The sequence below is a fragment of the Streptomyces sp. NPDC027962 genome, assembly GCF_055566095.1.
The window spans coordinates 1-12,039 of record NZ_JBVHTA010000029.1 but is presented as its reverse complement, the minus strand read 5'-3'; the positions used below and the strand labels follow the sequence as shown (position 1 = coordinate 12,039).

Genomic DNA, 12,039 nt, shown 5'->3' with positions numbered 1-12,039 from the left:
GCGAATCCGTTCAGCTCCGCTGCGTTACCGCGAGAGTATTGGTCTTGACCAAGGGGGTGGCCCGTCCTATGGTCGCAGAGATAGTGCAGGAACCTTTAATAAACAAGGGCGCGGAAAAGCCGCCGCCGACACGGCGATTGCGGAGGATCAGGGTGGGGACCACGCAGCTGGATTCTGTGCCGGAGCCCAAGTACTGGCACCTCAAGACCGTGCTCGCCGAAGCACTCGACACCGATTTCTCGGTCGGCGAGATCCTGCCGAACGAGCGCGACCTCGCCGCGCGCTTCGGCGTCGCCCGCGCCACCCTGCGCCAGGCGCTCGAGCAGCTCGAGCTCGAAGGGCGCCTCCAGCGCCGCCGGGGCGTCGGCACGACCGTCGCCCCGCCGCGCGTCGGCGTCGACGTGACCACCTCCCGCCACGACTGGCCGGGCACCGGCCACGACGCCTGGCAGGCCGCGGAGTGCTCCGTGTCCGTGCCCCCGGCAGCCGTGGCCCGTGTGCTCGACACCGAGGCCGACGAAGAGGTGCACACGGTGCGTCGGCTCCGCGTCAGCCACCGTCAGCCCGTCGCGGCCGAGCTGCTGTACGTGCCGTCCTCCTCCGTGCCCGACCTGCCCGCCATCGAGGCACCGTCCGGCCCCGCGCTCGCCCGCAGCGTCCTGCGCGAACTGCAGCGCCTCGACCTCGAGGGCCAGGACCGCGCGGTCGAACTCGGCTCGGCCGGCGCCGTCGACGCGAAGGAACTGGACCGCCTGCCCGGCGCGCCGGTCCTGGTGGTCACGACCCGGTTCTTCGCCGAAGGGCGCACCGCCGCCGTCTCCGTCGCGACGTATCGCGCCGACACCTGCCGTCTCACCTTCGACGACACCGGCGACCTCGAGATAAGCCACCACGGCCAGGAGCGCCGCGCGTCCTGACCCGTGCGGCCCGGGTGCACCGGGCGATCCCGTCGGCCCGTCGCGTACTCAGCGGCGGGCCGTCACCGTTCCCTCGACGGCGAAGAGCTGCTCCTCCACATGGTCCAGCGCGAGCCGCAGCGCGCCGGTCGCGACGGCCGCCTCACCCAGCAGGGACAGCGTCACCCGCGGCGGCCGCAGGCAGTACCGGGACAACTCGTCGCGCAGCGGCGGCAGTACCCCGTCCAGCCCGGCCGCCCAGCCGCCGATCACCACCAGCTCCGGATCGAGAGCGAGTACGAGCGCCGCAACATCGTGCACCAGCCGTTTGTTGAACCGTTCGACCGCCGCGAGAGCTCCCTCGTCGCCGCTCTTGGCGAGCGCGAACACATCCGCGACCGCCTGTTCGTCGAGGGGATGCAGCGGCTCACCCGTCGTCGACAGCAGCTTCTCCGGCGTCTCGTCACGGCCCAGCAGATGCAGCGCCCCGATCTCCCCGGCGGCCCCGCCGTAACCGCGGTGCAGCCGGCCGCCGATCAGCGATCCCGCACCCGGGCTCAGGCCCGCCAGCACGAACACGATGTCGTCGGAGTCCGTCGCCGCGCCCTTCCAGTGCTCGGCGACGGCCGCGGCGTTGGCGTCGTTCTCCACGAGCACCGGGCACCGGAACGACCTGCGCAGGCGCTCGCCGAGCGCCAGCCCCGTCCAGCCGGGCAGCGCCGTGGACAGCCGGACCGTCCCGTCGGCCTCCACGATCCCCGGCGAGCCGACGCCCACCGCGCGCAGACTGCTCCGCGGCACACCGGCCCGCCGCAGCACATCGGCGACGACCGCCCGTACCCGCTCGAGCCGGTCGTCGGCACCCGCCGTCTCCGACACTTCCCGCGATCCGGCGCCGATGATCCGCCCGTCGAGCCCCGACAGCAGTGCCGCCACCCGGTGCGCCCCGATCTCGACGCCCAGCAGATGACCGGCCTCCGCACGGAACCTGAACCGTCGTGCCGGCCGCCCCTGCCGGCGCGCCTCGCCCTCCTCGGGAAGGCTCTCGACGACGAGCCCCGCCTCGATCAGACCCTCGACGACACCCTCGACCGTCGGCCGCGACAGGCCCGTGATCCGCGTGAGGCCGGTCAGCGTGGAGGAAGCCGTGCCGCGCAAGGAATGGAGTACCACCGCGGAGTTGATCCGCCGCAGCAGCGACGGATCTCCGCCGGTCAGCCGCCCCACGTGTGTCCTCCCCGCTCGTGCCCGTGTTGGCCGGATCGTACTCGCTGCCGGTCCCGTGCCGCGCGACGGGCCCGGAGCCGTGGTGCCACTGGGTGGGTGACGGTGTGCCAAGTGTCAGTGGCAGCCGCTTCAATGGAGGTATGACCACGGCACAGCATCTCGCTGCGATCGACCTGCTGCGCGGCCGGGCCTTCCCGGCACAGCGCGACAGGTCGGAGCTCGGCGACAGTGGGCCCGGCTACCACCTCGCGGAGCTGCGCACGGAGGCGGACGGGACGCACGCGGCCTGCCTCCCTGCCGACGCGGCGGTCGAGTCGTACGAGGCCGAGTGCGAGGCGCTCGCGTTCGCGTTGAGCACTCGCTGGGGGGAGGGACAGCGGTTCAGCCTGTGGTCGGCGTCCGTGAGAAGCATCGAGGGGGAGGGGATTCCGCAGCCGTGGGACCAGCTGAGCCAGTGCGTCGACGACGTGCAGATCTGGCGTGCTGAAGGCCACTGGATTGCAGTCGCCGTCGCGCGCGCGGAGGGTGAGGGCGCCTACCGGCTGATCGCCGTCGTCACCGACGTCGACCCGCCCTGAAGCGCACGCTCACAGCGACGCTTCGCGCAGTCTGCCGTACTCCTCGGCCATGGTCTGCAGCGTCCAATGGGCGTTGAGGCCACTCGGGTTGGGCAGCACCCACACGCGGGTGTCGCCGATCGTCCGCTCCTGCGGTCCGATCCGAGCGGTGCGCTCCCCGAATGCCGTGCGGTACGCGGTCACACCGACCACGGCCAGCCGGCGCGGCCTCAGCCGCTCGACCTTCGCCGCCAACAGCCGCCCGCCCTCGCGGAGTTCCTCGTCGCTCAGCTCGTCGGCCCGGGCGGTCGTCCGTGCCACGACGTTGGTGATACCGAGTCCGTACGGGAGCAGTTCGCGCTGCTCGGACGGCAGGAGCCGGCGCGGGGTGAAGCCCGACAGGTGCAGGACCGGCCAGAACCTGTTGCCCGGCCGGGCGAAGTGGTGTCCCGTGGCGCCCGACATCAGGCCAGGGTTGATGCCGCAGAACAGCACGGAGAGACCGTCCGCGACCACATCCTCGATGACGCGGTCGCGGGCGGCCTCCAGCTCGGCGGGCGTGGGGCGGGTCAGAGGATCGCGCCCGGGATGTAGCCGGCGGCCTCCGGGTGCTGCTTGGTGATCTCCTCGATACGGGAGACGACCGCGGCCACCTGGTCGCCGGCGGCGCCGGTGAACGACAGCTTGTCCGCCATCAGTTCGTCCAGCTGGGCCCGGTCCAGCGGGATCCGCTCGTCGGCGGCCAGCTTGTCCAGCAGCTCGTTGCGCTCCGCGCCCTGCTCCCGCATGGCGAGGGCGGAGGCGACCGCGTTCTCCTTGATCGCCTCGTGCGCCACCTCGCGGCCGACACCGGCGCGGACCGCGCCCATGAGGACCTTGGTGGTGGCGAGGAACGGCAGGTAGCGGTCGAGTTCACGGGCGACGACGGCGGGGAACGCGCCGAACTCGTCGAGCACCGTCAGGAACGTCTCCAGCAGACCGTCGAGCGCGAAGAACGCGTCCGGCAGCGCCACCCGGCGGACCACGGAGCAGGACACGTCGCCCTCGTTCCACTGGTCGCCGGCCAGCTCGCCGGTCATCGACGCGTACCCGCGCAGGATGACCATCAGGCCGTTGACGCGCTCGCAGGAGCGGGTGTTCATCTTGTGCGGCATTGCGGACGAGCCGACCTGGCCCGGCTTGAAGCCCTCGGTGACCAGCTCGTGCCCGGCCATCAGGCGGATGGTCTTCGCCACCGACGACGGGGCGGCGGCGAGCTGCACCAGCGCGGAGACGACGTCGTAGTCGAGCGAACGGGGATACACCTGTCCGACCGACGTGAACGCGGTGCCGAAGCCCAGGTGCGCGGCGATGCGCTGCTCCAGGTCCGCGAGCTTCGAGGCGTCACCGCCGAGCAGGTCGAGCATGTCCTGCGCGGTGCCGACCGGGCCCTTGATGCCGCGCAGCGGGTAGCGGCCCAGCAGGTCCTCGAGGCGGCCGTAGGCGACCAGCAGCTCGTCGGCGGCGGTCGCGAACCGCTTGCCGAGCGTGGTGGCCTGGGCGGCGACATTGTGGGAGCGGCCGGCCATGACCAGCTCCGCGTACTCGCCCGACAGCTTGCCGAGGCGTGCCAGCACGGCCACCGTACGGTTGCGCACCAGCTCCAGCGACAGCCGGATCTGCAGCTGCTCGACGTTCTCCGTCAGGTCCCGGGAGGTCATGCCCTTGTGGACGTGCTCGTGACCGGCGAGAGCGTTGAACTCCTCGATCCGGGCCTTCACATCGTGGCGCGTGACCTTCTCACGCTCGGCGATCGAGGCCAGATCGACCTGGTCGAGCACGCGCTCGTAGTCGGCGAGCGCCGCATCGGGCACCTCGATCCCGAGGTCCTTCTGCGCGCGCAGCACCGCGAGCCAGAGCCGGCGCTCCAGCTTCACCTTGTGCTCGGGGGACCAGAGGACGGCGAGCTCCACGGAGGCGTAGCGGCCGGCAAGGACATTGGGGATGCGAGGCTTCGCAGACACGGCAGTCACGTGTCCTGATTCTACTGGCGGTTTCTGCAGGTCGGCGCCGCGCCCTCGGTTGTACCTTGTTACGAAGCGCCGCGGCGGCTGCGTCTCGGCTGCCTAGGCCTCGGCGGACGGCGGCTCGAAGGGCAGCAGATCGGGACGCTTCGCCGGACGGCCGTCGCCGGAGGACCGGCCCGTCACCCGCCGCCCGATCCACGGTCCCAGATGCCGGCGGGCGAACTGCACGTCGGCAACCCGCCGCGCCGCCCAGCCCGTGCGCAGGGCGGGCGGCAGCAGCGCCTGCCAGTCGTCCTCCGCGTCCATGCCGAGCTCCTGCCAGACCGCCTCCGCGACCCTGCGGTGCCCTTCGGCGGTCAGATGCAGCCGGTCCACGTCCCACATGCGCCGGTCCCCCAGAGCCTGGGAGCCGTACAGGTCGACCACGAGTGCGCCGTGCCGGGAGGCGAGCGAGTCGATGTGGGCGAACAGCTCCTCCATGCGCGGACGGAAGCGTTTCAGCACAGGGCCCTGACGGCCGGGGCTGCGCATCAGCACCAGTTGCCTGCACGACGGTGCGAGCTTCTCCACCGCCTCCTCGAGGAGCCCGCACACCCGAGCCATGTCGCACTTGGGCCGCAGCGTGTCGTTCAGTCCGCCGACGAGGGTGATGAGATCGGCCTGCATCGCGGAGGCGAGGCCGACCTGCTCGTCGACGATCTGGCCGATCAGCTTGCCGCGCACCGCGAGGTTGGCGTAGCGGAAGCCGGGCGTACGGGCCGCCAGCCGGCCGGCGAGTACATCCGCCCAGCCTCGGTAGGAGCCGTCGGGCAGCAGATCGGACATGCCCTCGGTGAAGGAGTCGCCAACCGCGACAAAACTGGTGTAACTGGCATTCATCTCCATGGCGCAGCGATCCTACCGCGCGGTAAAGTCCGTCGGTTCCTTACCCGGAGGGGAGCTTTCGTGAGTGACGCGCTGCTGAACGCGCTGGCCGAAGCGCTGGCCGAAGTGGTGACCCTGGTCGACACCTGCGACGACGACGTGCTCGACCCGGACACCGGTGTGAAGTGGCTGGAGTCCACCGGCTTCCTGCTGGACAGACTGCCGCCGGCCGACCGGCACGAACTCGCGAGAATGGTCCGCAGGGCGGCAGCCCGCCACCCCGAGGGCCCTTGGCGCGACGACCTGCTGCGGGTGCCCGACGGGTTCGGGCTCGACGACGACCAGCACGAGCTGTACTGCGACGCCATCGAGCATGTCGTCGCGGAGTTCACCGTGGCCGTACGAAAGGTGGACCCGGCCACGCCGGTACCGACCTGCCCCGGCTGGACCATGGGCGACCTGATCAAGCACCACGGCACGACCCACCGCTGGACGGAGCACGTCGTGCGGACACGGGCCACCGAGCGGGTCTGGGCGCGGGACGTCACCCTCGACCTGCCTGTCGCCCCGTCGGCTTACCCGCAGTGGATGGCCCGCAGCGCCGAGGCCTCCCTGCGCACACTGCGCAAGGTCGACCCCGATCTGCCGATGTGGGCTCACGGCGCGGACCAGCGGGTCGCCTTCTATCCAAGGCGGCTGCTCTTCGAGGCGGTCATCCATTACGCGGACGCGCTGCTGGCCCTCGGGCGCGAGCCGCGCATCGCGCCGGGGACGGCGGCGGACGGCATCGAGGAGTTGCTCGAGAACGTGCCGCACTACACGTGGATCACCGAACGGTTCACACCCCTCGGGCACGGTTCGATCCGCCTGCTCGCACGGGACACGGGCGCCGCCTGGTCGGTGACCTTCGGTGACGCCGGGTTCTCGTGGACGAAACGGGGTGGGGCGGAAGGCGACGCCGACGTGACGGTCTCGGCTGATGCGGCGAACCTGCTGCTGCTCGTCTACGGCCGCCGACGGGCGGACGCGGACTGCTTCACGGTGAGGGGGAGGGGCGCGGTGCTGGAAGGCTGGCTGACCGCGATGGCCATGTAGCCGGGGTCGTTCCCCCCTCGTACCGGGCTCCGCCCGGACTTCCTACCGGGCTCCGCCCGGACTTCCTACCGGGCTCCGCCCGGACTTCCTGGCGGGCTTTGGGCGCCCGGGCCTTCCTTGCGGACCTCGCCCGGACCCTTTCGGGCTCCTCCCGGATCCTTCCTGACGGGCTTCGTTCGGGCACCCGTTCGAGTTCTGCCGGGGCCCGGTGGCTTGCGGTGCCTCCATCGCAGGGCGGGGCCGAAGTTGCCAGGCATCTCCTGTCACGCCGGCGCTTGAGGCGCGGGGCCGGGGTCGGAGCCCCGGCAAGCTGGCCCGGTCCAGCCACCGGCGCCCGAGACGCGGGTGCCCGGCTGCGCTGCCCCAGCCCGCGGGGGCCGGGGGCAGCGCCGCCGGGCATCGGCCCGGCTGCGCCCGCGCCCGCCGCGTTGTTGGCCCGGCTTTGAAGTCCGGGGCAGCGCCACCAGGCCACGACCGCGCCGCGCCTTCGGATGTCCCCCGGGACAGGGCCTGTCACACCCGCGCCTGTGGCGGTATCAGCACGGCCCGAGGGCTGCCCCTTGGAGCCGGGTCCCGCCGCGCTCCCGCCGCGACCGCGGGCGACGCCGGAACGCGGCCCCGCCGCGCCCGGGATCGCAGGGCTTGTCAGCCCGGCGAAAGGGCCCGGGGCACAGCGCCCCGGGCACAGCCCCTCCCGTCCACGCGTTACCCCGGCTTGCCCACCAGTTCCCGGAGGATGTCCTCCATCGTGACCAGGCCCTCCGGGTTGCCGTTCTCGTCGAGGACCGCTGCCAGGTGGGTGCGGCTGCGGCGCATGGCTGTCAGCACGTCGTCGAGCGGTGTCGTCGCCCGCACGCGTGCGATCGGGCGCATGGCCGAGACGGGGAACGCCATGTCCCGGGGCGCAGCGTCCAGTGCGTCCTTCACATGGAGGTAGCCCAGGATGCGCCGGCCCTGGTCGACGACCGGGAAGCGGGAGAAACCGGACTCCGCGGAGAGCCTCTCCAGCTGCTCCGGCGTCGTCCCGGCCTGCGCGTACACCACGCGCTCGATGGGCATCACCACGTCCCGCACGGGCCGGCGGCCGAGTTCGAGGGCGTCCCGCAGTCGCTCCGCGGAGCGGTCGTCGAGGAGTCCGGCGTCGCCGGAGTCCTGGACGAGGGCGGCCAGTTCGTCGTCGGAGAAGGTCGCGGACACCTCGTCCTTCGTCTCGACCCGGAGCAGCTTCAGCAGTCCGTTGGCAAAGGCGTTGATCATGAAGATCACCGGCTTCAGCGCCTTCGCGATCGCCACCAGCGGCGGGCCGAGGAGTAGCGCGCTGCGGAGCGGTTCCGCGAGCGCGATGTTCTTCGGCACCATCTCGCCGAGCAGCATGTGCAGATACGTCGCGAGCGACAGGGCGATGACGAACGAGATCGGGTGGACCGCCCCGTGTGGCACGCCCACCGCGTCGAAGACCGGTTCCAGCAGATGAGCGATGGCCGGTTCCGCGACGATGCCGAGGACCAGGGTGCACAGTGTGATGCCCAGCTGCGCGGCGGCCATCAGTGCCGAGACGTGCTTGAGGCCCCACAGGACGCTGCGTGCCCGGCGGTTCCCGGCCTGCGCCTCCGGCTCGATCTGGCTGCGGCGCACGGAGATCAGCGCGAATTCCGCGCCGACGAAGAAGGCGTTGACGACGAGCGTCAGCAGGCCGATGAACAACTGGATCGCGATCATCGTCCCGCCTCCTCGATGTCTTCGGCCGGGTCGGCGACCGTGGCTGGTGCGTGCATCAGGACCCGCGCGGCGCGCCGTCCGGAGGCGTCGAGTACGTCGAGCTGCCATCCGGCCATGTCGATGCGGTCACCCTCGGCCGGAATGCGCCCGAGTTCGGTGGCGACCACACCGGCGAGGGTCTCGTAGGGCCCGTCGGGCACCAGCAGGCCGATGGCCGCGAGCTGGTCGGTGCGCGCCGCGCCGTCGGCGGACCACAGGGCCCGCCCGTCGGCGTCCTCGCCCGCGGGCGCCAGGTCCGGTGTCTCGTGCGGGTCGTGCTCGTCCCTTACCTCGCCGACGACCTCCTCGACGATGTCCTCCATCGTCACGACCCCGGCGGTGCCGCCGTACTCGTCGATGACGACGGCCATCGTGGACCGGCCCTGCAGCCGGTCGAGCAGCCGGTCCACGGTCAGCGACTCCGGGACCAGCACAGGCTCGCGCAGCAGTTCGCTGACACGGAGGCGGGGGCGGTGCCCGGCGGGCACGGCCAGCACGTCCTTGATGTGGGCGACGCCGACGACGGTGTCCAGGCTGCCCCGGTAGACCGGGAAGCGGGACAGGCCGGTGGCGCGGGTCGCGTTCGCCACGTCCTCCGCGGTGGCCTGCACCTCGAGAGCCGTGACCTGCACGCGCGGGGTCATCACGTTCTCCGCGGTGAGCTCGCCCAGGCCCAGCGTGCGGACGAACAGTTCGGCCGTGTCGGCCTCCAGCGCGCCTTCCTTGGCGGAGTGGCGGGCCAGCGCGATGAGTTCCTTGGGGCTGCGCGCGGAGGCGAGCTCCTCGGTCGGTTCCATGCCCAGGCGGGTCACGATGCGGTTCGCCGTGTTGTTGAGGTGGGCGATCAGGGGGCGGAACGCGGCGGTGAAGAACCGCTGGGGGGTGGCCACGACCTTGGCGACGGTCAGGGGCGAGGAGATGGCCCAGTTCTTCGGCACCAGTTCGCCGACGACCATCAGCACGACGGTCGACAGGGCTGTGCCGATGACCAGCGCGGCGGACGACGCCACGGTGGCGGAGAGGCCGAGGGCCTCGATCGGTCCGCGGATCAGCTTGGCGATCGAGGGCTCGGCGAGCATGCCGACGATCAGGTTGGTGACGGTGATGCCGAGCTGTGCGCCGGAGAGCTGGAAGGTGAGGCTGCGTACGGCCTTGAGCGCGCCGGCGGCGCCTCGTTCGCCGCGTTCGGCGGCCCGTTCGAGTTCGCTGCGTTCGACCGTCGTGAGGGAGAACTCCGCCGCGACGAAGGCTCCGCAGGCGACGGAGAGCAGCACCGCCACGAGGAGCAGAAGCACTTCGGTCATCGGTTCACCTCCGTCCCAGGATCGGGCAGGGGGAGGAGGATTGCGCGATGTCGGCTACTGGGAGGCTCGCCCATGGACGGACGCTCACACCTTTCGTACGGGAAGTGGACAGTCCCTCCATGGTAAAGGAGCGGCAAAGCAGTACGCGCGGCGGTGGCGCTCAGGTCAAGGGCTTGACCCAGCGGCGCCAGTGGTCCTCGCGCCGGTAGCCGGCGGAGGCCCACGCCCGGTGGGCCCGCTCGTTGGCCTCGAGCACCATCGCGTCACCGCGCCGGCCGCCGATCGCGGCGAACCGCTTCTCCGCCGCGTCCAGCAGCGCCGTGGAGATGCCGCGCCGTCGGTGGGAAGGGAGTACGGCCAGCCGGTAGAGGGAGCAGCGCCAGCCGTCGTAGCCGGCGATCACCGACCCCACGAGTACGCCGTCCGACTCGGCCAGGATGAGCGCCTCGGGATCGCGGGTGACCAGCCGGGTGACGCCGTCCACGTCGTCCGTGATGCCGGTGCCCTCGGCCGCCTCCTTCCAGAAGGCGAGAACCGCCTCGGCGTCTTGGGGCACGGCGGTGCGCAGTTGCAGGTCGGTCATGGCGGCGAGCCAAGCACGCACGCCGCTCGATCCGCCACCGGCTTTCGCGGTGCGAGACGGGCGGCAGCCGCCCTTGCGGGTGCTAGCAGTCCCGCGCTAGCTTGATGATGTGGCGAAGACGCAGCTGAACGTACGCGTGGACGAGACCACCGCGGAGACCGCCCGCCGGCGGGCTCTGCAGCGTGGCGTGAGCGTGAACCGCTACATCGAGGAGCTCGTCAAACAGGACGCCGGCGAAGCGGGACGCACCTTCGTGGACGCGGCGGCCGACTTCATGAAGCAGTACGAGTCGGTCTTCGCCGAGGAGTTCGGCGACAAGCACCGCTGACCCGCCGGATCCGACCAGCCGGCAGGATGCACGGCCGATGACCACCATCACGAACTGCGTCCGGTGCGGCGGGATCGTCGCCCCCGACGGCCACTGCTGGCACTGCGGCGCCGCCCAGCCCGCCTTCCGCTCCCACCTCGAGATCACGGCCCGCGACGGTTCGGCCGGAGTCACCGACCGCGGCAAGCACCGCGGCGTCAACGCGGACGCCATGGCGCTGACCCGGACCGGCCCGTGGACGATCGGAGTCGTCTGCGACGGCGTGTCCATGTCGCCCCGAGGGGAGCGAGCCGCACAGGTCGCGTCCGAGGTCGGGCTGACGACCCTGGTGACCCGGCTCACGGAGGGCGTCCTGCCGGAAGTCGCCCTCGGCGACGCCGCGGTCCGCGCGGGCCGCGCCGTCACCGCCCTCGCCACATCGGCCGACGCCGCACCGGCCTGCACATACGTCGCCGGCATCACCGGCCACGAGGGCATCTGGAGCGCCTGGATCGGCGACAGCCGTGCCTACTGGCTGCCGGACGAGGGACCGGGCATGCTGCTCACCGAGGACGACACCGGCGAGCACGAAGCCCTCTCCGCATGGCTCGGAGCCGACGCGGACGAACCGGCGCCGCGCATCCGGAGCTACCGGCCGCCGGTCCCGGGCCGGCTCCTTCTGTGCACCGACGGACTGTGGAGCCATTTCCCGGACGTCCACGGGCTGCGTGCCGTCCTCGGCCGACGGCGACACACGACGCCGGTCGACAACAGCCTTGCGGACGAGGCAAGATCACTCGTCGGGCATGCCCTGGACGCCGGCGGACACGACAACATCACCGCGCTGCTCATCCCCGTCGCGGCCGGCGCGCCGAACACCGGGCACCACCACCGATGAGCGCCCCCTACCCTTGAGACGCTTCCCACATGGACAACGACGAGCCCTCCGAGACACCGTCACATGGCCACATGAACCTGCGGATCGACCTCGCCTGGCTGCTCATGGTCGCCGAGTACAAGACCCCCGGCGACCCTCAGGTCACCGACTGGGGCGCACTCGTCGCCGCCGTCAGCCGTCACGAGGCGGAGATATTCGGTGTGCCCGTCTACAGCGACCCGCACGCCCGCGCCGCCGCCCTGCTCCAACTGCTGCTGCACGTGCCCGCACTCGAACGCTCCAACGCCATGTACGCCTCGGCCGTCGCATACGGCTATCTCGTCGCCTGCGGCATCAAGGTCGTCACCTCGCCCGAGCAGGTGCGCGACCTGGCCCGGCTGGTCAAAGAAGGCAAAGCGGACGTCATACGGATCGCGGACGAGCTGCGCCAGTGGAGCGAGTGACGACGTCCTAGGGCGTGTTTCGAAAGTAGCGTCGTCCGCCCGCAGGGCGGGGCCCGCGGCGTCTGGTGCGTGCAATCGCAAGGCGGAGGATCATCCTCGTA

The 12,039-nt window shown here is 71.5% G+C and carries 13 protein-coding genes; 6 read left to right on the top strand and 7 right to left on the bottom strand.

From position 1 onward, the window contains the following. Window positions 1–152: 152 nt before the first annotated feature. Window positions 153–917, top strand: coding sequence for a GntR family transcriptional regulator (locus tag ACZ4SA_RS24640; RefSeq protein ID WP_468278252.1), 765 nt, complete (start codon window positions 153–155; stop codon window positions 915–917). Between the two features lie 48 nt (window positions 918–965). Here ACZ4SA_RS24640 and ACZ4SA_RS24635 read toward each other — a convergent pair whose 3' ends face one another. Beyond that, complete coding sequence (locus ACZ4SA_RS24635; RefSeq protein ID WP_468278250.1) at window positions 966–2,123, bottom strand: ROK family protein; 1,158 nt, start codon at window positions 2,121–2,123, stop codon at window positions 966–968. A gap of 140 nt (window positions 2,124–2,263) precedes the next feature. On the opposite strand from ACZ4SA_RS24635, the gene ACZ4SA_RS24630 reads away from it, so the two are divergent. After that, window positions 2,264–2,701, top strand: a complete 438-nt coding sequence (locus ACZ4SA_RS24630; protein WP_468278247.1) for a hypothetical protein — start codon at window positions 2,264–2,266, stop codon at window positions 2,699–2,701. 9 nt (window positions 2,702–2,710) lie between these two features. On the opposite strand, the gene mug is transcribed toward ACZ4SA_RS24630, so the two are convergent. The 3 genes from mug to ACZ4SA_RS24615 all read right to left on the bottom strand — a co-directional run bounded on the left by mug (window position 2,711) and on the right by ACZ4SA_RS24615 (window position 5,571). Further along, window positions 2,711–3,253 (bottom strand): G/U mismatch-specific DNA glycosylase, encoded by a 543-nt coding sequence (mug, locus tag ACZ4SA_RS24625; RefSeq protein WP_468278444.1) that lies wholly within the window; start codon window positions 3,251–3,253, stop codon window positions 2,711–2,713. Then, window positions 3,250–4,692 (bottom strand): adenylosuccinate lyase, encoded by a 1,443-nt coding sequence (purB, locus tag ACZ4SA_RS24620; RefSeq protein ID WP_468278244.1) that lies wholly within the window; start codon window positions 4,690–4,692, stop codon window positions 3,250–3,252. The genes mug and purB overlap by 4 nt, the downstream gene beginning before the upstream one ends. A gap of 93 nt (window positions 4,693–4,785) precedes the next feature. After that, window positions 4,786–5,571, bottom strand: coding sequence for an SGNH/GDSL hydrolase family protein (locus ACZ4SA_RS24615; RefSeq protein WP_468278242.1), 786 nt, complete (start codon window positions 5,569–5,571; stop codon window positions 4,786–4,788). Window positions 5,572–5,631: 60 nt separating this feature from the next. Here ACZ4SA_RS24615 and ACZ4SA_RS24610 point away from each other — a divergent pair, with 60 nt between their 5' ends. After that, window positions 5,632–6,645: a maleylpyruvate isomerase family mycothiol-dependent enzyme gene (locus tag ACZ4SA_RS24610; RefSeq protein WP_468278239.1), complete on the top strand. Its 1,014-nt coding sequence runs from the start codon at window positions 5,632–5,634 to the stop codon at window positions 6,643–6,645. A 705-nt stretch (window positions 6,646–7,350) separates the two neighbouring features. On the opposite strand, the gene ACZ4SA_RS24605 is transcribed toward ACZ4SA_RS24610, so the two are convergent. The 3 genes from ACZ4SA_RS24605 to ACZ4SA_RS24595 form a co-directional block, all read right to left on the bottom strand. Further along, entirely contained in the window at window positions 7,351–8,364 is a 1,014-nt protein-coding gene (locus ACZ4SA_RS24605) for a hemolysin family protein (RefSeq protein WP_468278237.1), read from the bottom strand. Next, window positions 8,361–9,707 (bottom strand): hemolysin family protein, encoded by a 1,347-nt coding sequence (locus ACZ4SA_RS24600; RefSeq protein ID WP_468278235.1) that lies wholly within the window; start codon window positions 9,705–9,707, stop codon window positions 8,361–8,363. The genes ACZ4SA_RS24605 and ACZ4SA_RS24600 overlap by 4 nt, the downstream gene beginning before the upstream one ends. 160 nt (window positions 9,708–9,867) lie before the next feature. Next, a complete protein-coding gene (locus ACZ4SA_RS24595; RefSeq protein WP_468278233.1) occupies window positions 9,868–10,290 on the bottom strand; it encodes a GNAT family N-acetyltransferase in 423 nt (140 codons plus the stop codon). Between the two features lie 109 nt (window positions 10,291–10,399). Here ACZ4SA_RS24595 and ACZ4SA_RS24590 point away from each other — a divergent pair, with 109 nt between their 5' ends. The 3 genes from ACZ4SA_RS24590 to ACZ4SA_RS24580 all read left to right on the top strand — a co-directional run bounded on the left by ACZ4SA_RS24590 (window position 10,400) and on the right by ACZ4SA_RS24580 (window position 11,938). Next, on the top strand, window positions 10,400–10,618 hold the full coding sequence (locus tag ACZ4SA_RS24590; protein ID WP_468278231.1) for an antitoxin: 219 nt from the start codon (window positions 10,400–10,402) through the stop codon (window positions 10,616–10,618). A 37-nt stretch (window positions 10,619–10,655) separates the two neighbouring features. Further along, window positions 10,656–11,495 (top strand): PP2C family protein-serine/threonine phosphatase, encoded by an 840-nt coding sequence (locus tag ACZ4SA_RS24585; protein ID WP_468278229.1) that lies wholly within the window; start codon window positions 10,656–10,658, stop codon window positions 11,493–11,495. A gap of 71 nt (window positions 11,496–11,566) precedes the next feature. Then, window positions 11,567–11,938: a fic family toxin-antitoxin system, toxin component gene (locus ACZ4SA_RS24580; RefSeq protein WP_468278442.1), complete on the top strand. Its 372-nt coding sequence runs from the start codon at window positions 11,567–11,569 to the stop codon at window positions 11,936–11,938. Window positions 11,939–12,039 lie beyond the last annotated feature (101 nt).

Coding starts and splice junctions, on each gene's coding strand:
- ACZ4SA_RS24630 (WP_468278247.1), top strand. CDS start 2,264: ATGACCACGGCACAGCATCTCGCTGCGATCGACCTGCTGCGCGGCCGG.
- ACZ4SA_RS24615 (WP_468278242.1), bottom strand. CDS start 5,571: ATGGAGATGAATGCCAGTTACACCAGTTTTGTCGCGGTTGGCGACTCC.
- ACZ4SA_RS24605 (WP_468278237.1), bottom strand. CDS start 8,364: ATGATCGCGATCCAGTTGTTCATCGGCCTGCTGACGCTCGTCGTCAAC.
- ACZ4SA_RS24600 (WP_468278235.1), bottom strand. CDS start 9,707: ATGACCGAAGTGCTTCTGCTCCTCGTGGCGGTGCTGCTCTCCGTCGCC.
- ACZ4SA_RS24595 (WP_468278233.1), bottom strand. CDS start 10,290: ATGACCGACCTGCAACTGCGCACCGCCGTGCCCCAAGACGCCGAGGCG.
- ACZ4SA_RS24585 (WP_468278229.1), top strand. CDS start 10,656: ATGACCACCATCACGAACTGCGTCCGGTGCGGCGGGATCGTCGCCCCC.
- ACZ4SA_RS24580 (WP_468278442.1), top strand. CDS start 11,567: ATGAACCTGCGGATCGACCTCGCCTGGCTGCTCATGGTCGCCGAGTAC.